The organism is Staphylococcus rostri (genome assembly GCF_002902145.1).
Taxonomy (GTDB): domain Bacteria; phylum Bacillota; class Bacilli; order Staphylococcales; family Staphylococcaceae; genus Staphylococcus; species Staphylococcus rostri.
In genome coordinates, this window is the sequence record NZ_PPRF01000016.1 from 24,102 (window position 1) to 45,850 (window position 21,749).

General features: G+C 37.6%; 22 protein-coding genes. 16 read left to right on the top strand and 6 right to left on the bottom strand.

What is annotated here, in order from left to right; translation table 11 throughout:
* Positions 1 to 124: 124 nt before the first annotated feature.
* The 5 genes from CD122_RS02435 to CD122_RS02455 all read left to right on the top strand — a co-directional run bounded on the left by CD122_RS02435 (position 125) and on the right by CD122_RS02455 (position 5,698).
* Positions 125 to 907, top strand: coding sequence for an amino acid ABC transporter substrate-binding protein (locus tag CD122_RS02435; RefSeq protein ID WP_103357411.1), 783 nt, complete (start codon positions 125 to 127; stop codon positions 905 to 907).
* Positions 888 to 1,607, top strand: coding sequence for an amino acid ABC transporter permease (locus CD122_RS02440; RefSeq protein WP_103357412.1), 720 nt, complete (start codon positions 888 to 890; stop codon positions 1,605 to 1,607). Before CD122_RS02435 ends, CD122_RS02440 begins: the two co-directional genes overlap by 20 nt.
* Entirely contained in the window at positions 1,604 to 2,332 is a 729-nt protein-coding gene (locus CD122_RS02445; RefSeq protein ID WP_103357413.1) for an amino acid ABC transporter ATP-binding protein, read from the top strand. Before CD122_RS02440 ends, CD122_RS02445 begins: the two co-directional genes overlap by 4 nt.
* Positions 2,333 to 2,482: 150 nt before the next feature.
* On the top strand, positions 2,483 to 5,323 hold the full coding sequence (locus CD122_RS02450; RefSeq protein ID WP_103357414.1) for a TOTE conflict system archaeo-eukaryotic primase domain-containing protein: 2,841 nt from the start codon (positions 2,483 to 2,485) through the stop codon (positions 5,321 to 5,323).
* A gap of 63 nt (positions 5,324 to 5,386) precedes the next feature.
* Positions 5,387 to 5,698, top strand: coding sequence for a thioredoxin family protein (locus CD122_RS02455; RefSeq protein ID WP_103357415.1), 312 nt, complete (start codon positions 5,387 to 5,389; stop codon positions 5,696 to 5,698).
* 61 nt (positions 5,699 to 5,759) lie between these two features.
* On the opposite strand, the gene CD122_RS02460 is transcribed toward CD122_RS02455, so the two are convergent.
* From CD122_RS02460 to CD122_RS02475, 4 genes are all read right to left on the bottom strand, one after another.
* A complete protein-coding gene (locus CD122_RS02460) occupies positions 5,760 to 6,788 on the bottom strand; it encodes a sensor histidine kinase (protein ID WP_103357416.1) in 1,029 nt (342 codons plus the stop codon).
* Complete coding sequence (locus CD122_RS02465) at positions 6,789 to 7,472, bottom strand: response regulator transcription factor (RefSeq protein ID WP_103357417.1); 684 nt, start codon at positions 7,470 to 7,472, stop codon at positions 6,789 to 6,791.
* Positions 7,447 to 7,908, bottom strand: a complete 462-nt coding sequence (locus CD122_RS02470; RefSeq protein WP_103357418.1) for a DoxX family membrane protein — start codon at positions 7,906 to 7,908, stop codon at positions 7,447 to 7,449. The genes CD122_RS02465 and CD122_RS02470 overlap by 26 nt, the downstream gene beginning before the upstream one ends.
* Positions 7,909 to 8,008: 100 nt before the next feature.
* Positions 8,009 to 8,455 (bottom strand): DM13 domain-containing protein, encoded by a 447-nt coding sequence (locus CD122_RS02475; RefSeq protein ID WP_103357419.1) that lies wholly within the window; start codon positions 8,453 to 8,455, stop codon positions 8,009 to 8,011.
* 210 nt (positions 8,456 to 8,665) lie between these two features.
* Between CD122_RS02475 and hchA the strand changes: the two genes are divergently transcribed.
* The 7 genes from hchA to arsC all read left to right on the top strand — a co-directional run bounded on the left by hchA (position 8,666) and on the right by arsC (position 13,251).
* Complete coding sequence (gene hchA, locus CD122_RS02480) at positions 8,666 to 9,529, top strand: glyoxalase III HchA (protein ID WP_103357420.1); 864 nt, start codon at positions 8,666 to 8,668, stop codon at positions 9,527 to 9,529.
* A gap of 238 nt (positions 9,530 to 9,767) precedes the next feature.
* Positions 9,768 to 10,310, top strand: a complete 543-nt coding sequence (gene amaP / locus CD122_RS02485; RefSeq protein ID WP_103357421.1) for an alkaline shock response membrane anchor protein AmaP — start codon at positions 9,768 to 9,770, stop codon at positions 10,308 to 10,310.
* 12 nt (positions 10,311 to 10,322) lie between these two features.
* Positions 10,323 to 10,568, top strand: coding sequence for a DUF2273 domain-containing protein (locus tag CD122_RS02490; protein WP_103357422.1), 246 nt, complete (start codon positions 10,323 to 10,325; stop codon positions 10,566 to 10,568).
* A gap of 66 nt (positions 10,569 to 10,634) precedes the next feature.
* Complete coding sequence (locus CD122_RS02495; protein WP_103357423.1) at positions 10,635 to 11,120, top strand: Asp23/Gls24 family envelope stress response protein; 486 nt, start codon at positions 10,635 to 10,637, stop codon at positions 11,118 to 11,120.
* A 117-nt stretch (positions 11,121 to 11,237) separates the two neighbouring features.
* The gene (locus CD122_RS02500) at positions 11,238 to 11,552 is read left to right on the top strand and encodes an ArsR/SmtB family transcription factor (RefSeq protein WP_103357424.1); all 315 of its coding nucleotides are present in this window, start codon (positions 11,238 to 11,240) and stop codon (positions 11,550 to 11,552) included.
* On the top strand, positions 11,552 to 12,841 hold the full coding sequence (gene arsB, locus CD122_RS02505) for an arsenite efflux transporter membrane subunit ArsB (RefSeq protein ID WP_103357425.1): 1,290 nt from the start codon (positions 11,552 to 11,554) through the stop codon (positions 12,839 to 12,841). Before CD122_RS02500 ends, arsB begins: the two co-directional genes overlap by 1 nt.
* A 14-nt stretch (positions 12,842 to 12,855) precedes the next feature.
* A complete protein-coding gene (gene arsC / locus CD122_RS02510; protein ID WP_103357426.1) occupies positions 12,856 to 13,251 on the top strand; it encodes an arsenate reductase (thioredoxin) in 396 nt (131 codons plus the stop codon).
* 59 nt (positions 13,252 to 13,310) lie between these two features.
* Here arsC and CD122_RS02515 read toward each other — a convergent pair whose 3' ends face one another.
* Both CD122_RS02515 and CD122_RS02520 read right to left on the bottom strand, forming a co-directional pair.
* Positions 13,311 to 14,468 (bottom strand): MFS transporter, encoded by a 1,158-nt coding sequence (locus CD122_RS02515; RefSeq protein WP_103357427.1) that lies wholly within the window; start codon positions 14,466 to 14,468, stop codon positions 13,311 to 13,313.
* A 142-nt stretch (positions 14,469 to 14,610) separates the two neighbouring features.
* Positions 14,611 to 16,572 (bottom strand): IucA/IucC family protein, encoded by a 1,962-nt coding sequence (locus tag CD122_RS02520; protein ID WP_103357428.1) that lies wholly within the window; start codon positions 16,570 to 16,572, stop codon positions 14,611 to 14,613.
* A 112-nt stretch (positions 16,573 to 16,684) separates the two neighbouring features.
* Between CD122_RS02520 and CD122_RS02525 the strand changes: the two genes are divergently transcribed.
* The 4 genes from CD122_RS02525 to CD122_RS02540 all read left to right on the top strand — a co-directional run bounded on the left by CD122_RS02525 (position 16,685) and on the right by CD122_RS02540 (position 21,743).
* Positions 16,685 to 17,872, top strand: coding sequence for an MFS transporter (locus CD122_RS02525; RefSeq protein WP_103357429.1), 1,188 nt, complete (start codon positions 16,685 to 16,687; stop codon positions 17,870 to 17,872).
* Positions 17,850 to 19,619, top strand: a complete 1,770-nt coding sequence (locus tag CD122_RS02530; RefSeq protein ID WP_103357430.1) for an IucA/IucC family protein — start codon at positions 17,850 to 17,852, stop codon at positions 19,617 to 19,619. The genes CD122_RS02525 and CD122_RS02530 overlap by 23 nt, the downstream gene beginning before the upstream one ends.
* A complete protein-coding gene (locus tag CD122_RS02535; RefSeq protein ID WP_103357431.1) occupies positions 19,619 to 20,692 on the top strand; it encodes an alanine racemase in 1,074 nt (357 codons plus the stop codon). Before CD122_RS02530 ends, CD122_RS02535 begins: the two co-directional genes overlap by 1 nt.
* 88 nt (positions 20,693 to 20,780) lie before the next feature.
* Positions 20,781 to 21,743 carry an ABC transporter substrate-binding protein gene (locus CD122_RS02540; RefSeq protein ID WP_373694266.1) on the top strand — a complete coding sequence of 321 codons (963 nt, stop codon included), beginning with the start codon at positions 20,781 to 20,783 and terminating at the stop codon, positions 21,741 to 21,743.
* Positions 21,744 to 21,749: the final 6 nt, after the last annotated feature.

The following is a 21,749-nucleotide window of genomic DNA, read 5'->3' on the forward strand; positions in this document are numbered from 1 at the left end:
TGCGCGTGTATATTACTGAACACCCTCTTTAAGAGATGTAAAGTTTTTGTAATTGACAGTAGGGGCATTTCAGTCTAAACTATATTTAATCCGATTAGCACACTAAGAATAGAGGTATATTCAAATGAAAAAAGGTTTATTTTTAATTATTGCATTAATGGTAGTGCTTGCTGCATGTGGTAATGGCAGTGACTCAAAAGATAGTAGCAAAAAGCAAGATGACAAGAAAATTGTTGTAGGAACTGAAGGGACATACGCACCGTTCACTTTCCACGACAAAAATGACAAATTAACAGGTTACGATGTTGAAGTAACAAAAGCTGTCGCAAAAGAAATGGGCTATGAAGTTGAATTTAAAGAAACACAATGGGATTCAATGTTTGCTGGTCTAGATGCTGGTCGCTTCGATGTCGTTGCGAACCAAGTAGGTATTAACGATGAACGTAAAGCGAAATACAAATTCTCAGATCCTTACACATATTCAAATGGTGTATTAGTTGTTAATGAAAACAACGATGACATTAAATCATTTGATGATGTTAAAGGTAAAAAGTTAGCACAAACATTAACTTCAAACTACGGTAAACTTGCACAATCTAAAGGTGCAGAAATCACAAAAGTAGATGGTTTCAACCAAGCAATGGATTTATTACAATCTAACCGTGTTGAAGGTACATTCAATGACAACATTTCATATTTAGATTATAAAAAGCAAAAACCAAATGCTAAGATCAAAGCTATTCAAGGTGATGCTGAACAAAGTCAATCAGCGTTCGCATTTAGTAAGAAAACAGATGACAAAGTCGTTGAAGATTTCAACAAAGGCTTGAAAAAATTAAAAGATAATGGCGAGTTAGAAAAAATAAGTAAGAAATGGTTTGGCGCAAATGTTTCAGAACCTAAATGATGAACAGCTTCATGCGTTAAATGCTGCCAAACAAGCATTTTTACCTATGCTCGAAGGTTTAGTTAAATACTCAATACCAATCACATTAGTTACTTTTGTGATTGGTTTGATTTTGGCTTTAATCACGGCTTTGATGCGAATTTCTAGCAGCAAAGTATTAAGAGGAATTGCACGTTTTTATGTATCAATCATTCGAGGTACACCGATGATTGTTCAGTTATTCATTATCTTTTACGGGATTCCTGAAATAGGTAGATTGGTAACAGGTGATGCTGATAATCAACTTACATTAACACCAGTAGTTGCTGCAATTATTGGTTTGTCATTTAATGTTGGCGCATATGCTTCTGAAATTTTACGTGGTGGTATTATGTCCATTCCTAAAGGGCAAACAGAAGCGGCATATTCTATTGGTATGAATTACAAACAAACCATTCAACGTATTATTTTACCGCAAGCAATTAGAGTGTCGATTCCAGCTTTAGGGAATACATTCTTAAGCTTAATTAAAGATACGTCATTGTTAGGATTTATTTTAGTCGCAGAAATGTTTAGAAAAGCACAAGAAGTCGCATCGACAACATATGAATTTTTAACAATTTACTTACTCGTTGCGCTATTATATTGGATTGTATGTTTCATTATTTCTGTCGCACAATCACACTATGAAGCTTATATTGAAAGAGGGTATCACTCATGATTGAACTTCAAAATATTAAAAAGTCTTTTAAGGACAAAGAGGTTATCAAAGGGATTAATCTTTCAGTAGCACAAGGTGAAGTGATTACGCTTATCGGTCGATCTGGTTCGGGTAAAACAACGCTATTGAGAATGATGAATGCGTTGGAAATCCCTACTGAAGGGGCCGTATATGTCAACGGTGAAACCTACACAGCAGATAATAAAAAATCACAAATTCAAGTGAGAAAGCAGTCTGGGATGGTTTTCCAAAGCTATAACTTATTCCCACATAAAAGTGCGATTGAAAATGTCATGGAAGGCTTAATCACTGTTAAAAAGATTAACAAACAACAAGCCCATGAAGAAGCGTTACAACTACTTAGAAAAGTGGGGCTTGAAAGTGTCAAAGACCAAAGACCGCATGCGTTATCGGGTGGACAACAGCAGCGTGTTGCGATTGCACGTGCGTTAGCGATGAACCCGAAAGTGATGTTGTTTGATGAACCGACATCAGCACTAGATCCAGAACTTGTCAACGATGTATTAGCGGTTATTAAAGATCTTGCGAATGAAGGTATGACAATGGTGATTGTGACACATGAGATGCGTTTTGCGCGTGAAGTGTCTGATCGTATTATCTTTATTAATGAAGGTTTAATTGGTGAAGAAGGCACACCTGAGACATTGTTTACACAACCCAAAACAGAAGCATTGAGAAAGTTTTTGAATGTGATAGAAGTATAGAGATAAAATATTAAAGCATCGGCATAAAGTCTATATAGATAAGGCTTTGTGTTGGTGTTTTTTTATTTATATTAAATTAATAATCGACGTGCATTACTTTTTATGTAACACTATGTTTGTATTCATATCAAGTTAAGGGTGGCGATTTACTTGATTAAAGTTGGAGAAACATATCAATTAAAAGATGGCTCTAGTGTTGTTGTTAAAAAAGTGATAGCTGATTATCAAAGTAATAGATTATTTGCATTGGTTACGAAAGAAAATGACGAATATGTATATGAACTGGAAAATTTAAGTAAGCATATTAAAAATGAAAGTATGCCAATAAGCAAGAAATCTGTAGAAGAAAAGATAAGTTTGTATCGTTCCTATTTTCGTGGGAATCATGATATTGTTGCGACAAGTTTTAAAACGAATGAAGGCAAGATGGTATATTACCCATGGTGTCATATAAGAAAACAATTACCATGTCCAAAAGTAAATAATGCTAAATTTAATTGTTCGATGTGTAAAGTGCAGAGCTTTCAAAAGATGACGGATGAGGTTATTTTTAATCACTTACGTGGATATAATAATTATAAAAAAGAAGTCATGTATGGGATGTATCCAATTATTGATGACAATAAAACGTATATATTAGCGTTTGATTTTGATAAAGAAAACTGGAAACAAGAAATAAAGGTTTTAGTGAAAGTTGTGAGAAAGTTAGAGTTAGATTATCTTATTGAAATATCACAGTCTGGAAATGGTGCCCATTTGTGGCTCTTTTTTGAAGATAAAATATTAGCCAGAAAAGCACGTACTTTAGGCAATATCATACTAATGCAAGTGATGAAAGCATATCCGGAGCTGAGCTTTGATTCTTTTGATCGCATGTTTCCTAGTCAAGATACTGTTGGAAAGGGAGGATTTGGTAATTTAATTGCATTACCTTTACAAGGAAATAGGGTAATTAAAGGATTTAGTCGCTTTTTTAATGATGACTTAACAATTATAGATGATATATGGGGAACTTTAGAAAATACACGAAAAATACCAGAAACGATTGTTGATAGTATCATTGATAAGTATTCAAAAGATATTCAGTTTAATTATTACAAAGCAGAACATAGTCCTAGTGATGAATTAGAAATATTTGAAGAATACCATAAAAGTTCAAATGCTGTTATTGATATTAATGTGAACTCTGAAATCATGATAAAACTTCGTGACCTTCCAAAGAAAGAAATTGTGCAGTTGAAGTTTTTAGCTAGTTTTAAAAATAAGGCATATTACAAAGCATTGAATCAAAGAATGAGTACTAAAGATATACCTAGAGTCATTTCGTTAAGTGATATTGATGATACATTTATTAAGTTGCCTCGAGGCTTGTTACCAGAAGTTAAGAAATTATATCCCGATGCGAGATTTATTAATAATCAGGTAGCAGGTCATCCAATAGATGTCGAATTTCGAGGAGAATTATACGACAATCAAACAGCAGCATTAGATGCGTTAACTAAACACTCTGACGGCTTATTATGTGCTGGAACAGGGTTTGGTAAAACTGTAGTAGCAAGTAAATTAATTGCGGATAAGCAAGTAAGTACGCTCATACTTGTAAATAATAAAAATTTGGCACACCAATGGAAATCACAATTAGAAGATTTTATTGAGTTGCAAGATGAACCATTTGTAGAATATACGCCTACAGGCAGGATTAAGAAGAAAGGTAAAATAGGTTTTATATATGGTGGGAAAGTTTCACGTAGTAAAAATATAGATATCGCGTTATTTCAAAGTATGTCATCTATAGAAGATATTGAAACAATATTGGATGATTATGGAATGGTTATTGTTGATGAAGCGCACCATGTTGCGGCTAAGACTTTTGAAGATGTGATGTCAAAAGTGAAGAGTAAATATGTCTATGGTTTAACAGCAACACCAAAACGTGAAGATGGATTGGAAAATATTATTTATCTTAGAATGGGACCAATACGTCATATTGTTCAGAAGGAAGTACCTAAACATATTACTCAAAAGCTCTATTTACGCTTTACATCTTTAGGGGAACACACACGTAATATTCATGAAAACCTTATTCATGACAACAATGACATGATTGTCAATGATGCTGATAGACATCAATTGATTATCAATGATATCAAAGATGCGATTCAAGAAAACCGCCATATCATCGTTCTTTCAAGATATGTTGAGCATATTCAAATATTAAAGGAAACCTTTGATTCTCAAGAGGGTAGCGCAAAGACCTACATTTTGAATAGTCATATGAAGACAAAAGCATTAAAACAAGAAATGGAATTGTTGAAAAAAGAAGGAAAGCCATTTGTCTTGTTTACAACAGGAAGTTACGCGGGAGAAGGCTTTGATTTACCTGCGTTAGACACTTTAATGTTAGTGATGCCTATAAAATCTAAAAATAGCATACAGCAATATCTAGGAAGATTATTAAGAAACTTAGATGATAAAGAAGAATTGCGTGTCTATGATTATGTCGATTATGCAGTGCCGATGTTTTACAAAATGTATTTGAAACGTTTGAGAGCGTATAAATCATTAGGGTACGTTTTTGAAGAAAACTTACAATCTGATTTATATAAAAGTTCTATCGTAGAAGGTGATTATCGTCCATTACTACAAAAAGATTTGATTCAAGCAGAAACATTTGTAATGATGATGCCTTATTTATCGCACAATGACGTTGATCAACTTATTAATATCACGTCACAATCCAAAGCGAAGAAGTGTGTTAACATTACGCAAAAAGCCGCAAATATTATGAAAGACAGACTGCAAGATTTGGAAGCGTATGGATTCAAGGTTACGATTAACAAAAAAGTAAATCAAAATATAATTATCATTGATAAAAATTTGGTGTGGACAATTCCGATGAGTAAAAAGGAAGATGATGTGACACCGATATCACTAAGACTTTATAGTGATGAAATTGCAGACAGGCTCCTAAAATTTAACAACCAAGCATAATCATGGCGCGTTCTTCAATCACATGGTTTAATAGCTCTAACACAAGTAAAGGAGTGATGAACAGTGGAACGTATTACAGATTATGAGACATTGACAACGAGAATGGCACAAGACAAGTTTGTGTTGTATGTGATGTCTGAGGGTTGCAGTGTTTGTCATGCAGATTTGCCGAGGGTATCAGCGCTTTTAGAAGATGAGACGATACCAAGTGCGAAAATTTACGTCAATGAGATACCAGAAGCGGCAGGGCAGTTATCGCTATTTACGGCACCTGTGGTCATTCTGTTTGATCATGGTAGAGAGTTTCATAGACAAGCACGTATTATTGATTTTGAGACGTTATCTTATCGTCTTGATCAATTAAAAAGTGCATAAAATATAAAGAAGGCAGTCGTATTATGGAAATCATCTCCATTGTCGACTGCCTTTTATATGTTTAAATTGGGAAATGTAATGTAATCGTCGTACCTTTACCATATTCGCTGTCTATTGTAATGTGTCCACCAATCTGATGTGCCAGTGTCTGAGCAATATACAGGCCAAGGCCAGAGCCACCACGTTCAAGATTGCGTGAACTATCCACACGGAATGTCCGTTCAAACACACGGTTCAAATATTTCGATTCGATACCCGGACCTTCATCACTTACTGAAATCGCCAATTGTTGTGCTGTTTCCTGCTTAATACGCACAGTAATCGGTGTACCTGTTTCAGAGAATTTCAAAGCATTATCCAAGAAGTTCGAAATAATCCGTTCAATTGCCACTTTATCTTGAACAAAACGTGGAATTGATTCGTCTACATCGACTTCTAAGCGACGTTGTTCATGTTCCAGTTGCTGTTGGTAGGGATCCAATATAGTAATCAACAACTGGTCCACTTGTAATGCGACTTTGTCTTGAGCATGGGTAGTCACGCTGACCATTGATGTTAAGTCATCAAACATATGGCTCAATCTATCGGCCTGATTAATCAACACTTTATACGCATGTTGATGTGCTTCATCGGTATCAATAATGCCGTCTCGCAATGCTTCGGAATAAGACTTAATACTCGCAAGGGGCGTTTTTAAGTCGTGCGCCAAATTTTGAACCATATACATCTTTTCAGCTTCTTCATTTTTAATCTGTGCCATTTGTTGTTCAACGCGCGATACCATGATTTTGAACGATTCATTCAGTTCTTTCACTTCAAGTGGCGATGTAATATCGAGATGTTCAATATTAAAGTCACCTTCTGATACTTTTTGAGTTTCTCTATTTAAACGCTCAATTTTATGAATGGTTGGTACAGAAAAGGTCATCGCAATCATCATCGTCATCATACTTGAAATAAGTGAAAACAGTGTGAGTGTCAATGTTTGTTGGCCATCAAACCACATCATCTTATATAAAATAAATAAAAACAGTGTTGTAATGGCAATGGAAGTGACAAAAGATATAAAAAGTTGTTTACGTATAGTCATCTAATGCCTCCTCTGGAACTTATAACCAAGTCCCCAAACTGTTGTAATTGCATAGTCATCATAGTTGTGTTGTTCGAGCTTTTCACGTAGACGGTGTATATGGACGTTGAGTGTGTTCATGTCTTCGTAATAGTCGTAACCCCAAACTTGTTCGAGTAAATCGGTTTTGGATAATGCGACATTTTCATGTGTAGCGAAATACCACAATAACTCAAATTCTTTGACTCTTAAGCTAACCGTTTCATCATTAATTGTCACGGTTTTTGTTAAATTGTCTAATGTCAGTGCACCGAATGTGACGGTATCTTGTACGACTGCACTTTGATTGACACGTTTTAAAATGTTTTTAGCACGAATTACGAGTTCACGTGGGCTAAAAGGTTTCTTTACATAGTCGTCTGCGCCAAGCATTAAGCCGTAAATCGCATCAGATTCTGTCGTTTTCGCCGTCAGATAAATATATGGAATATCTAAGTTACGTGACTGCATTTCTTTAACAACTGCATAGCCATCTTTCTCAGGCATCATAATATCTAATATCATCAAATCAATCGACGCGTCTAACATGGCCAACGCTTCTTGCCCGTTAGATGCAGTCGAGACGCTATAGCCTTCAAATTCAAAATACGTTTTGCATATATCGCGAATATCTGGTTCATCATCCACTATGAGTATGTGTTCCATTTGCATCATTCCCTAGCTTTTTTCTTTTAAAGAAGTTTAATAAATTCAGTGAATCTAATGTGTTTTTGTTCATTAACAATATTATAAAGAAAAATAGCTGTAATGGATACGTAAAAATCATATCTGCCAAAATATAGTTCAGCATAACGAATGCACCGAAGAAACTAGCGGTATAAGATAAAAGACCTAAAATTAAGCCGAGGCCAATGGCGATTTCGCCGAGTGGGATCAACCATTGAAAGACTTCGGTTTGGTTATTCACGACATGGCTGAAGAACGCTTTATACCATTCTGGAACGTCTGTACTATTTTGTACGGCAGGAATGAGGCCATTAATCGCAAAGCCACCTGTTAATTTTTCAAAACCTTGCATAATCATGACGATACCTGAACCCATTCTAATGAGTAATATAATAATCTTCCATAGCATATTCATTTTTCTGTCTCCTTTACGAGTGATAAAAAAGAGATAGAACCCTTTAGAAGCAGAATTCTATCTCACTGAGTGTTTTTGTATCGTTAAACGTGTATCAGACTTATTTTAATTTAGCGTTACCGAATACAACGTGTGCTTTGTCACAGTAAATTGTTACTGTATCGTAATCTTCAACTTTTGCGCCTTTAAGGTCGAAAGTTTGTTCTTTTTCGTCATATTTCACTTTGTCGATTTTCATACCTTTTTCAACGTCGCCGTTTTTAGTTAAGTACACGTGTAAGTCTGGACCTTTGTCTGATTTGAAGTCAGTAAGCATTAATTTGCCGTCTTTAATCATTGCTTTACCTTCAACCATTTGTTTGTTTTCGCCTTTGAACATGCCTTCTTTCATCATCATGCTCTTGTCGTCCATTTTGCTCTTATCATCCATTTTGCTTTCTATCATTTTGTCGTCTTTTTTCATGTTGTCATCGTTCATGTTGCCGCATGCCCCTAAAACTAATGATGTTGCTACTGTAGTTGATAATAATAATGTTTTGATTTTCATGTTAATTTCCCACTTTCGTTTTGTTTTTTTGTGATTGTTTTGACACTCTTAATACTACAGGGGAATAATCTTAATTCACATTAACTAAGGGTTAACAATTCTTAACTAATTCTTAAAAGCACTAAAAAGCTAAAAGCAGATTCATTTACTTTGTGTGTAAATGGGGCTATGATTGGTGACAAGTTAAAAATAGATAAGGGAGTAATTCACATGACAGAACAATTAAGTAAACAACCAGTGGCAGATAGAGCGGAGAATAATGCGTATTTTCCATCTGAATTCTCACTTTCACAATATACAGCACCTAAAACAGACTTTGATGGTGTCGAACATAAAAATGCATATACGGAAGGGAAATGGAAGGTGCTCGTGATTGCGGCGGACGAACGCTACTTAATGTTGCAGAACGGCAAAATGTTCTCAACAGGTAATCATCCTGTCGAAACACTATTACCTTTACATCATATAATGGAAGCGGGCTTTGAAGTGGAAGTCGCAACATTATCTGGTAACCCTGCAAAACTTGAATATTGGGCAATGCCTACTGAAGATGAAGCAGTTATGGGCACATACGAAAAGTTAAAAGCGCAATTGAAAGCCCCTAAAAAATTATCAGATGTTGTTGCTAACTTAGGTGCAGATTCTGATTATTTATCTGTCTTCATTCCAGGTGGTCATGCCGCACTTATCGGAATCCCTGACAGTGAAGACGTCCAAAAAACATTAGATTGGGCATTGGAAAATGATCGTTTCATCGTGACATTATGTCATGGACCTGCCGCATTGTTAGCAGCTTCAGTGAATAGAGAACAGTCACCACTTGCTGGCTATTCAATCGTTGTATTCCCAGATGCACTCGATGAAGGCGCGAATATTGATATTGGTTATTTACCAGGTCGCTTGCCATGGTTATTAGCTGAGCGTTTAACTGAAGATGGTTTGAAAGTTGTTAATGAAAGTATGTCTGGTCAAGTATTAAAAGACAGAAACTTATTAACTGGTGATAGTCCATTAGCTTCAAACGCTTTAGGTAAATTAGCAGTTAATGAAATGTTAGCACATATTAATAAGTAAATAATGAAGGGTCGAAGCAGGCAATGTTTATAGATGCATTGTCTGTTTTTTATTTATTTAAGGCTTAATTCTACATAATTTTATATATTCAGGTTTAGTGGGCGAGGGAGTGGGTATACTAAGAGAGCTTAGCATTCAAACCATTGTAATTATTTTTTTAAATTTAGGTTTTTTAAAATGTAATATGGGTATATTGAATGTGAGACAAAAAGAAAACACAATAGGAGGTGTGCGTAAGGTGAGACGACTTAAAAATTTCTGTTTGGGATTGTTAATGGTTGTCATTGTTGGTTTCTTACTGTTTATGTATTTAGACTACCAACCAATCAAGCAATACCAAAACTATTTTTATCAATATAACTGGTTCGAACCGTTATTGATCGGCTTATCTGCGTTTTTAATTTTACTTGGTTTAATTTTATTCTTCAGTGCATTTAAACCAACACACAGAAAACCAGGACTATACAAAGACTATCACGATGGACATATCTATATTTCACGCAAATCACTTGAGAACACAGCATTAGACACACTTAAAAAATACGATGATATTCGCCAACCAAATGTTGTAGCAAAATTATACAACAAAAAGAACAACAACTTTGTTGATATTAAAGCGGATTTCCTTGTACCAACTACATCAGTAAACATTCAAACGTTAACTGAACAAGTGAGAGCAGATGTGAAAGAAAATGTAGAACGTTTTTCAGAAATGCCAGTACGAAAATTAGAAATCAATGTTCGTGACCAGCGTCAAAGCGGCGATCCACGCGTTGTGTAAAGGAGGGGTCCTATGGCTAATCAAAACCAAAATGGTCAAGGTGAACAAGTTACAAATGAACAGATCATTGCCATGTTGAGTAATTATAAATGGCGCATCATCGGGTTCTTCTTTTTCCTTATCATTGCAATCTTGTTTTTAACACTTGGCTTTTGGAAAACAATTTTAATTGTCGTTTTATGTTTAATCGGTATCGGTGTTGGGTATATTAAAGACCGAACACAAGATTTCTTAAATTTATTGAATCGATTAAGCTAATCAGCAAAGCGTATCAGATTTTAAGAACAGTGTAGTAAATATTATATAATAAAGGAGTTTTTTATCATGGCAGTAGATAACAATAAAGCAAAAGAAGCATACAATAACACAACAGGTGTAAACGAAAAAGAACAAGAACAACGTCAAGAAAACCAACCACAATTCTCAAACAGCTTAACTTTCTCTGATGAAGTTGTTGAAAAAATCGCTGGTATCGCAGCACGTGAAGTAAAAGGTATCTTAGACATGAAAGGCGGCTTCGTGGACAGCATCAGCGGTTCATTCACAAGCGGTAACAACGTAACACAAGGTGTATCAGCTGAAGTTGGCGAAAAACAAGCAGCTATCGACTTAAAAGTTGTTTTAGAATACGGTGAATCAGCACCAAAAATCTTCCGTAAAGTAACGGAACTTATTAAAGAACAAGTGAAACACATGACTGGTTTAGATGTTGTTGAAGTGAACATGCAAGTTGACGATGTAATGACTCGTAAAGAATGGCAACAAAAAAACGAAAAAAATAACAACAACGAGCAAAAAGGTTTACAATAAGCCGTTAGTTGATGAAATCAAGGACTGAGTACATATGTGCTCGGTTCTTTTTTTGGTCATAACATAGACAATTGTCTATATAGATGTTAGTCTATGTATTGTTTGGGAGGAATGATGATGTCTTATGAAGCGTTAGCAACGCAGCTTAAAGTATTGGCGGATCCCAGTCGTCTGGAAATTATTGATTTGTTATCGTGTGGCGAGTTATGTGCGTGTGATATATTGACGCATTTTGAATTTTCTCAGCCGACATTGAGTCATCATATGAAGGCGTTGGTTGCGTGTGGACTCGTGAAGGCGCGCAAAGAGGGGAATCGTCAAATGTATCAATTGAATCAGGCGCGTTTCGATATAGTGGATGATGCGTTGCGTCAACTGCATCGTTCAGATGATGAATGTATCTGTAAAAATATTAAAGGTGGTACATGTTAATGACAATTTTAGCACTGAGTATCTTTTTAATCACATTGTTGTTTGTGATTTGGCAACCTAAAGGATTGGACATTGGTATTACAGCATTTCTCGGCGCATTCGTAGCGATTATAACGGGTGTGGTTAGTATTGCTGATGTTTGGGAAGTAACGGGAATTGTTTGGAATGCGACGTTAACCTTTGTAGCGGTTATTCTCATTTCACTTATATTAGATGAAATTGGCTTCTTTGAATGGTCAGCGATATATATGGCGCGTGCTTCTAAAGGGAACGGCTTAAAAATGTTTGTGTATATCATGCTGCTAGGGGCAATTGTTGCTGCATTCTTTGCCAATGATGGTGCAGCGTTAATACTGACACCGATTGTTTTGGCGATGGTCAGAAATTTAGGATTTAACGAAAAAGTGGTATTTCCATTTATTATTGCGAGTGGATTTATTGCGGATACGACATCATTGCCATTAATTGTAAGTAACCTAGTGAATATTGTGTCGGCGGATTATTTTAATATTGGCTTTTTAGAATATTTTGGGCGTATGATCATCCCGAATATTTTTTCATTAATGGCAAGTATTGTTGTATTGTGGCTGTATTTCCGAAAAGCGATTCCAAAGACGTTCGATACATCAACTTTAATCACACCACAATCAGCGATTAAAGATGAACGATTATTTAAAATATCATGGCTTGTGTTATGTATTTTATTAGTTGGCTATTTAATCAGTGAATGGTTACAAATTCCTGTATCATTGATTGCCGGTACGATTGCATTTATTTTTATTATATTAGCACGCAAGTCACCAGCAGTTCATACGACACAAGTGATTAAAGGTGCACCGTGGAATATTGTGGTGTTCTCGATCGGTATGTATTTAGTCGTGTTCGGTTTAAAAAATGTAGGCATTACAACGTTATTAGCAGATGTATTGGCAACCATTTCTCAATATGGCTTGTTTAGCAGTGTCATGGGTATGGGCTTTATCGCTGCATTTTTATCATCAATTATGAACAATATGCCAACCGTACTCATTGATGCGATTGCGATTAGTCAATCCAATGTGACGGGTATCATTCAAGAAGGTATGGTGTACGCTAATGTGATTGGGTCGGATTTAGGACCTAAAATTACGCCAATTGGATCGTTAGCAACATTGTTATGGTTGCATGTGTTGACACAAAAAGGTGTGAAGATTTCTTGGGGCACTTACTTTAAAACGGGGATTGTCATTACAATTCCAGTCCTTTTCGTCACGTTAGTCGGTCTTTATTTAACATTAATCTTATTCTAGAAGGGGCGAGTATATTGGATAAAAAAGTTATCTATTTTATTTGTACTGGTAATGCCTGTCGCAGTCAAATGGCTGAAGGCTGGGGGAAACAACTACTAGGTGATACATGGGATGTGTATTCGGCAGGAATCGAAACACATGGCGTCAACCCTAAAGCAGTCGAAGCGATGAAAGAAGTGGGGATTGATATAAGTGCGCACACATCGGATTTGATTGATCCTAACATACTTGAAAAAGCAGACTTGGTTGTGACGTTATGTAGTGATGCAGATAAAAAATGTCCGATTTTACCAGCACATGTAACGAAAGAATATTGGGATTTTGATGACCCAGCCGGCAAACCTTGGTCAGAGTTTCAACGTGTAAGAGATGAGGTTAAACAAGCGATTGAGGATTTCAAACAAAGATAAAGAAAAACGCTACGATTCATTTTTTGATAAAACAAAACGAATCCGTAGCGTTTTTTGTATTAATGTGAAGTGGATGCATGTTGTGGTTTTTGTAGTGTGACCACGATTAAAAATGCGATAAATCCTGTTGCGGCCGCAATATAAACGGTCGCGTGTAGGCTGAGGTGTGTCACGATGACACCGCCAATCATTGCACCGAGTCCGATACCGGCATTTAATGCGGACATATTCCAACTCATTACTTGACTATGGTCACCGTCTACTTGATTGATAAGACCAGATTGTACGGCGGGATTCGTACTCCACTCAATAATATGCCATGTAAACAGTGCGATAAGAAGTAGCATAGAAGTAGTCCATAATTGGTTTAGTAGTAATAAAACAACAGAAAAGGCAAAGCTACTCACAATCAACCAAGTTTTAAATGATAACTTGTCTGTAAAATAACCACCAATCGATGTCCCTAACATACCTGCTACGCCAATGACTAATAAGGCAAGTGATACAAATTGTAATGAATGGCCACCCGATAAAATCAATGGATTAATATAAATATAAGCGATAGAGTTCGCAGTTAATAAAATAAATGTAACGGCAAGCAGCTTGGTCACTTCTCGTTTACTGCGCACGCGACTGGAACTTGTACTATTTGTGTTAACGTTCATACGTAGTTCGCGCGGTAAGTAATACATTAACAGTACACTGACAAGCAGACCGACAAAGCTGATTAAGCCGAATGTAAAACGCCAACCGAGCCAGTCACCAATGAGTGTGCCAATTGGAACGCCAAATACATTGGAAGCACTAAAGCCTGTATAAACGATACCGAGCATGCGACCTCTTTTATGTGGTTCTGACAGAAATACGGTAATGGCGAGTATTTTCACGACAATCAGTGCAGCTGCAGCTGACGATAAAATACGACCAATGACTAAGATGATAAAGTTTGGCGAAACGGCAATCATAAGGTTACCGATAATAAAGAAAATAACTGTTATAAGTAGTACAGGTTTAGGTGCATAACGTTCTGTGAGTTTGACTAGGATAGGTCCAGTTAGTGCAAACGTAAAAGCATAAATGGTCACGAGTTGTCCAATCCAGGCTTCAGAAATATGAAGGTCCGCACTCATCAAACTCATAATACCTGCCACGACCATTTCGACCATGCCAACAATGAAAATACTAAGCATGAATGTAAGGGTACGCATTGCTGTCATTTGTCCAATAGCTCCTTTAAAGAAATTTTGTCTCTGCGCACTATTGTAATATATTTTCACAGGAAACGACAGTGTTTGACAAGATTGGGATAAAAAGAATCGATACCGCCATGTCGTACAGTATGGGGTATCGATTCTTTTATTATGATTGGTCAGCGAGTGGATTCGCTACTTTAATATACGTATAAGCATGCGCTTCGTCTAATAAACGCATCGTTGTAACGCATTTATAATCTATAACGGGATTAAAGAAAATATCTTCAATATCTTGTAGACGTTGTAGATCCATATCGCTATCACGAAAAGCGGTAAACAACGCTTGAATGTGGTCGCGAACAATATGCCATAAGTCCGCTTCTAGCCCCTCAATCTTATAATAATCACTCAATGCGACAACAAGTTCACCGAGATGATTTTGAACCGTCGCGTAAAAGGCTTTGTTGAACACTGATTTTTGACTGTCTGTGAGAATACGTGACTTTTCATGGAAGTGTGATGTGTCATATCCCATTTGATTAAGTTGTGCTGTATCAATGCGCAGTCCTTCAAAATCACGAATATACATACGTTTAAGACTACCGTCATTTTTATCAAACACTGCAATGGTATTTTGTAAGTGGGCTTCTAATGCAATACCATATTTAATCAATAAAGGCATCACGTAGTCAATCAGAGAACTTGCATAACGCGAAAACCATTGTTGAACGGCTGCATGTTCCGTCAGTTCTGGATGTTGTTGCTGATAACGCGCGACAAGTTCAGTAATCAGTGATGATGATTGTTGTGGGATACCCACGATTAAACTTGATGGAATCAATGGTAAATCTGTTGCATCAAGCTCATGATAAATATTGTGACGTAGCAGTGTACCGAGTTGTTCACTTCGTCGTTCTTGGACGTCAGGTGTATCGGTTGGGCTAAAGAAATGCGCCCCTGCTAACTCATCAACGGCAGCTGTTGGTACATGTTTAAACCATGTATCTGTTGCGGTAATATCTCTCAGTATTTGTGTCATCAATGGCCCGTTATGTGTCGTTTGTTCCGACAGTGTACGTATTTCCCCGGTAATATGTACATTCGTGGAGAGTTTGATGTGCGGTAACATATTAGGGGATTGTGGCATCAACGTTCGGAATGACAAGCCGGCATAATAATCATATGTATAGTCGACAGGGATTAAAATATGTTGTGCCAATTCCGCTTCATAATCGGTTGTTAAAATATGGGTATATTGCCATGGATGAACGACCATTAAGTGATAATCTGTTAGTGCTAAGTCATGTGTATCTAAGACGTGATGACAAGCAGCTTCTAAACCATCAAATGTCTCAAACAAAATTGCGTCGAATGATTTGTCTAGCTGCTGTATGCGGACGTGATCTCGACGGACGAGCACAAAGCGTAACGGAACAGCGTGTTCATACTCAGATGAATAAGCAATCGTTTCAGCTGTCGACATCCCTTTGCGCAATTTCGCACCAGGATGAACGGGATGCCCTTCGACAACGGCTTGTTCAGAAGCAAGGTATGGGTCTTGTTGTTGTTCGATTGTTGTTAAAAGTGTATTAGAAACATCACGGTATTTCATGTGTTGATAGCTGACAGCAAGTGCCATATAACATGCGCTATTGTTTAAGTCGTCACGAAATTGCTCGGCAGCAGCGCCTTGATAGTTGCTATCTTCAGCAATAATGACGTCAAGCACTTCATTTGGATGCATTACACGTTCGTAATGGGTACCTTGTTGCCAATAAAACGGTCCAGTGACATCAATGCGGTTGAACGCATGGTGTCCTTTAACAGGCGCACATAATACTTTAGATGTTTGTTTAAAACGAATCATTAACACATCAGAATGTTGTAATGGTGAAGTTGGTACTTGTGTATGATCAATAAATTGACTATGTGTATAGCCGTCTACTAGATTTTCACGATAAATAGAGGCAATCAATCTTGCGGTAACAAGGTCGCGACCGAGCATTAGATATTGTTGGAATGCCTCTGCCCATTGTGTATTTGTATCGTGGAGTGTGGCGTAGCTCTCCTGTTCATCTGCGGTCAGCCTTATTGTTGCATTGTGTGTTTGTTTACTTTCATCAATCATTTGAGCACCTCATTTATAATAATATCTTTTTAATTTACAAATGTTGCATTAATTCGTATAATCCATAATATCGGAAATGAGAACGGTTATCAATTAAAGGGGAGTGGATAACGTGGCGAAATGGTTCTATTCCGGTGCCTTTTTACTCTTTCTTGGTAATTGGATTGGTCAAATTGCATTGAATTGGTATGCGTATCAGTTACATCATCGCGCATTTGATCTTGCATGGATTAACTTCTTCCGTCTGGCCCCTATTTTTTTATTAAGCGTATGGGCAGGGAGTATTGCAGATCGTTACCGACGTTGTACACTAATCAAATTGACAACGATGAGTTCGCTCGTAATTACGGCAGTGCTAACGGTAATGGTTGTCGCAATGGGCGATGTGCCAATGTATGTACTCTATATGTATGCCTTGTTACGTGGATGTATGAGTGCGATTGAAACACCTGTGAGACAAGCAGTGCTACCGGATTTGTCGGCAACGTTGTCGATTTCAAAAGCGGTATCGTACCAATCATTTCTATTAAATACTTGTCGTTCGATTGGACCAGCAATTTCAGGATTTTTAATTGCATCAGCAGGTGTACAAAGTGCATTTATCGTGCAAACAATTTGTTATTTATTGGCGTTAGTTGCTAGTATGCCATTGAGATTTGAAAATACAGCACAAACGACGAAAAAAGGATTTTCTTTAGCTGTAACATGGCACTATTTTAAAATACATACACAAGGACGACGCATTTTTGTGACAGCATTACTCATCATGGCGACGGGGTATTGCTATTCGACGCTCTTGCCGATTTTGACAGATACACAATATCCAAATAACGCGCAATTGTTTGGAACAGCGATGGCGATCAGTGCTGTCGGTGGTATTCTCGCAACGTTGTGTTTGCCAACAATGCTTAAATATATTCAGACGCAACACCTTTATTATATCAGCTCCGTACTATTTGGGGTCAGTTTGATCTGCATCTTTCCATTTGGTATGTATGGCTTATTAGTGACAATCTTTTTCGTTGGCTTGTTTGGACAAATCGCTCGGACAACCAATCGCATTTATTTCCAAAAAGATGTCGCACCAGAACATCGTGGTAAAATATTAAGTGTGATTATGATGGATCGTGGGATGATTCCACTCGGTGCGTTAGTAATGAGCTTATTGGCAGAAACGCTTGGCATTGTCATGACGTTTCTCATGATGGGCATCGCAACAGTAATGATAGCAGTAATCAGTTATCTCATAACGATTAAGTTTAATGGAGGCGCAACTCATGACAGCAACACATCAATATAAGGCGGATCAAATGATACAGTACCGCGTATTATTAGCATGTATGAAAGAAGCATTATTCCCTGCAGCAACACATATCACTGTGAAAGATGGCGATGTTAGAATTTGCTATCAACAACATATGCTGTACGTTCAATACACAACGAAAAGTGCATTTTATCAGATTACAATGGATGGGCCGATTACATATTTTGTAGGTGATGACATACAAGAAATTCAAAACTTGCGTGCATTAATCGATGTATTGATGACGCATTTTGACATTGAATTCCACGATCGTTTAATTGAAGAATTAGAACATAGCGTGCTGGGCTTGTCATTGAGTTATCGTCAGTATGAAACCCGAGAAACGGCGATGCGTCATGCGTTGAAGTTTTCGAGAATGCCAAGTGAACTGAACTTTATCGCTTGGTTAACGCATATGGGCGAAGACTATCACTTCTCTGCGCTTGGTTATACAGAAGGGATGGTGTGGCACGGGCATCCGTCACATCCATTGACGAAAACGAAATTACCGTTAACGTCTGAAGCGATTCAAGCGTATGCACCGGAATTTATGCGTGTCGTACCATTAAAAATTGTGCTCGTACACGAATCGATGCTGCATGCGACGGCTATGAATGGTGACACGAACTTTGTGTTAAATGCGGTTATTCCGGATATGAAGCGCAAGTTACAACAATACTTAGAACCGTATGAAGCGGATTTGGCAGACTATCGTGTGATGTTCGTGCATCCGTGGCAGTATGGGAATGTTGTGGTGGAACAGTTTAAAGACAACATTCATGCACATTCAGTGATACCAACACCTTATACAGTTGATGCGAAGGCGACGTTATCGTTCAGAACGATGTATTTATTAGGGCGTCCGTATCACATTAAGTTGCCTGTTAACGTTCAAGCAACGAGTGCTGTGCGCACTGTGTCAACAGTAACGACGGTCGATGGACCAAACTTGAGTTATCAGCTTCAGCCATTGTTGAATGAATTTCCTACGTTACAAGTGGCGATGGAGCCGTATGGTGCGTATATTGATGCGGCAGCTGACACTGCACGTCAATTTGCGATGATTGTGCGTCAGTCCCCAGAGAAGGATGCGACTGAGATGACACAATTAGTTACGGCGAGTTTAATCGAACGAAATCCAGTAGATAAACAGGTCGTTGTCGATAGTTTGATTGAATATGTATATGGTGATGTGAATGCAGTAACGATTGCGACGTTTATGCGTGCGTATAGCGCTGCATTGATTGTGCCATTGATTGCGTATATTCAGCGCTATGGTATTGCGTTAGAAGCACATCAACAAAATACAATTTTAGAAGTTGATAAAACGGGCCAAGATTTTTCATTTATTGTGAGAGACTTAGGTGGTGCGCGTATTGATTTACCAACGTTACAACGTGCCATTCCGGATGTGACAGTCACGAATACGAGCTTAATTGCTGAAAATATTGAAGCGGTCATCGCAAAGTTTCAACATGCGGTTATTCAAAATCAACTCGGGACGTTAATTCATCATTTTAAACACGAACACCAATGTGATGAGCAAGCGTTATATGACATCGTACGTGACGTTGTTCGTGAAGCGATTGATGATACCCAACCACATGCCGTTGCGTTAAAACGTGTGTTATTTGGCGAACAAGTCATCGTTAAGGCACTGTTAAATATGCGCATGAAACAACAAGTGAAAAAGTATATGAACATTGCGTTAGACAATCCATTGTATGAAAAGAAGGTGTATTAATGGGCGTTATCAATATTCATTTGAGCAAAATTAAATACAATGCCGTGCTGTTACAACAAATGCTCCATCATCGAGGCGTTCGAATGATTCCGGTAACGAAATGTATGGCTGGTGATGCCAAGGTTCATGCGATGTTGCGTGAACTCGGCTTTGATCTATTAGCCGAATCACGCTTGAAACACATTCCTGCACAACAAACGCCACGCAAGGATTTTATGTTGATTAAAGGGAGTGTCCCCGAAGAAGCAGCGCAAACTGTACAAAAGACCCGTGTGAGCTTGCAGACGGAAATGGAAACGATTCGTGCATTAAGTGCTGCGGCGGTAGAACAAAATACGAAACATCAAGTTTTACTCATGGTCGACTGGAAAGATGGACGTGAAGGTGTGTTAACGTATGAAGTGGTATCATATGTGAAACAAATTGTGGCGTTAGAAGGTATTGCGTTTAAAGGACTCGCATTTAACTTTATGTGTTATCGTCAAATGCCACCGACAGAAGAAGATTTGCCGTATATGCATCAATTGATTGAAGCGGTCGAAAAGGATACGGGTATTCATTTACATACGATCTCTGGTGGGAATTCAAGTATGTTAACCTTGGCAATGTATCAAGATTTAGGACGTATTAATGAATTGCGTGTAGGTGAAGCGATTTTTAGAGGCTACGAGACGGCGTATAATATGCGCTTACCACAACTCTATGATAATGCCGTTACGATAACAGGGCGCATTATTGAGATTAAACCCCGTTTAGATATGCGCACACGCCAATCCTATCTACAGGCGCTTGTTGATATTGGTCAGTTGGACACAGCGGTAGATGATATTATGCCATTCGATGAACATTTATCCATTGTTGGTTATACAAGCGATGTTCTGCTGCTTAATTTAGGGGTGGCAGATTACTATCAAGTGGGGGATAACGTGACATTTGAGCTTGGCTATAGTGCCCTCGCACACAGTATGCACAGTCATCAATTAGAGAAACATTATATAGAAGATACAGGGATTGAAAGTTTGATTCAAGGTTTAGTAGACAAGAAAAAAGAAAAATTCACTTCTTGTCATTGACAGTGATAATCATTATCAATTAATATAGTGATAGGGCTTACAATTTAAAAATAAAAAGGAGCGCTATACTGTGAATAAAAATAAGTGGATGGGGTTACTCGCAATCATCGCTGTGATGGTACTTGTTGCAGCATGTGGTAATGCGAATAACTCAAAAAAAGACAGCTCGTCTAGCTCAAAAGGCAATGCAGTTGAAGTAAAACATGACGGTGGTACGACTAAAATTGAGAAAGAACCTAAAAAAGTCGTGGCACTTGAATATTCATTCGTCGATGCACTCGTCGCATTAGGCGTGAAACCAGTAGGAATTGCGGACGATGGTGACAAAAAAAATATCATCGAGCCGATTCGTGATAAAGTAGGCGATTACAAGTCAGTTGGTGACCGTAAACAGCCTAACCTAGAAGTGATTAGTCAATTGAAACCAGACTTAATCATTGCAGATAGTAACCGTCACAAAGGGAACTACGAGCAATTAAGCAAGATTGCACCAACAATCTTACTACCAAGTTTAGATTCAGATTACAAACAAAACTTGGAAGCATTCAAAACAATTGGTAAAGCACTTTCTAAAGAAGACGAAGCAGACAAACGTCTTGATGAACATAAAGAAAAAATCGAGAAATACGAAAAAGAGATTACAATGGACAAAGACAAAAAAGTCTTACCAGCAGTTATCTCTCAATCAGGCTTATTAGCACACTCTGACAAATCTTACGTTGGTCAATTTTTACATGAACTTGGCTTTAAAGAAGCGTTAACGAAAGATGTGGCAGATCAACTACCTGAATACTTAAACGCACCATACTTGAATATGAACTCAGAGCAACTTGCAGATGTTAACCCTGAGCGTATGTTCGTTATGGTTAATGGCGAAGATGATCCATTCTACGCTAAAATGAAAGAAGACAAAGTTTGGAATGACTTAGATGCTGTGAAAAATGATCGCGTACACGTTGTAGATCGTTTAACATGGGCAAAATTCCGTGGCTTAATCTCTTCTGAAGAAATTGCCAAAGAATTAGCAGAAATCTCTAAATCAGACAAATAAGTCGCT

Excerpts from the sequence above, each read along its gene's own strand:
- CD122_RS02435 (WP_103357411.1), top strand. The coding sequence starts at position 125 with ATGAAAAAAGGTTTATTTTTAATTATTGCATTAATGGTAGTGCTTGCT.
- CD122_RS02440 (WP_103357412.1), top strand. The coding sequence starts at position 888 with ATGTTTCAGAACCTAAATGATGAACAGCTTCATGCGTTAAATGCTGCC.
- CD122_RS02445 (WP_103357413.1), top strand. The coding sequence starts at position 1,604 with ATGATTGAACTTCAAAATATTAAAAAGTCTTTTAAGGACAAAGAGGTT.
- CD122_RS02460 (WP_103357416.1), bottom strand. The coding sequence starts at position 6,788 with ATGACTATACGTAAACAACTTTTTATATCTTTTGTCACTTCCATTGCC.
- CD122_RS02465 (WP_103357417.1), bottom strand. The coding sequence starts at position 7,472 with ATGGAACACATACTCATAGTGGATGATGAACCAGATATTCGCGATATA.
- CD122_RS02470 (WP_103357418.1), bottom strand. The coding sequence starts at position 7,908 with ATGAATATGCTATGGAAGATTATTATATTACTCATTAGAATGGGTTCA.
- CD122_RS02475 (WP_103357419.1), bottom strand. The coding sequence starts at position 8,455 with ATGAAAATCAAAACATTATTATTATCAACTACAGTAGCAACATCATTA.
- hchA (WP_103357420.1), top strand. The coding sequence starts at position 8,666 with ATGACAGAACAATTAAGTAAACAACCAGTGGCAGATAGAGCGGAGAAT.
- CD122_RS02490 (WP_103357422.1), top strand. The coding sequence starts at position 10,323 with ATGGCTAATCAAAACCAAAATGGTCAAGGTGAACAAGTTACAAATGAA.
- CD122_RS02495 (WP_103357423.1), top strand. The coding sequence starts at position 10,635 with ATGGCAGTAGATAACAATAAAGCAAAAGAAGCATACAATAACACAACA.
- CD122_RS02500 (WP_103357424.1), top strand. The coding sequence starts at position 11,238 with ATGTCTTATGAAGCGTTAGCAACGCAGCTTAAAGTATTGGCGGATCCC.
- arsB (WP_103357425.1), top strand. The coding sequence starts at position 11,552 with ATGACAATTTTAGCACTGAGTATCTTTTTAATCACATTGTTGTTTGTG.
- CD122_RS02515 (WP_103357427.1), bottom strand. The coding sequence starts at position 14,468 with ATGACAGCAATGCGTACCCTTACATTCATGCTTAGTATTTTCATTGTT.
- CD122_RS02520 (WP_103357428.1), bottom strand. The coding sequence starts at position 16,572 with ATGATTGATGAAAGTAAACAAACACACAATGCAACAATAAGGCTGACC.
- CD122_RS02530 (WP_103357430.1), top strand. The coding sequence starts at position 17,850 with ATGACAGCAACACATCAATATAAGGCGGATCAAATGATACAGTACCGC.
- CD122_RS02535 (WP_103357431.1), top strand. The coding sequence starts at position 19,619 with ATGGGCGTTATCAATATTCATTTGAGCAAAATTAAATACAATGCCGTG.
- CD122_RS02540 (WP_373694266.1), top strand. The coding sequence starts at position 20,781 with ATGGGGTTACTCGCAATCATCGCTGTGATGGTACTTGTTGCAGCATGT.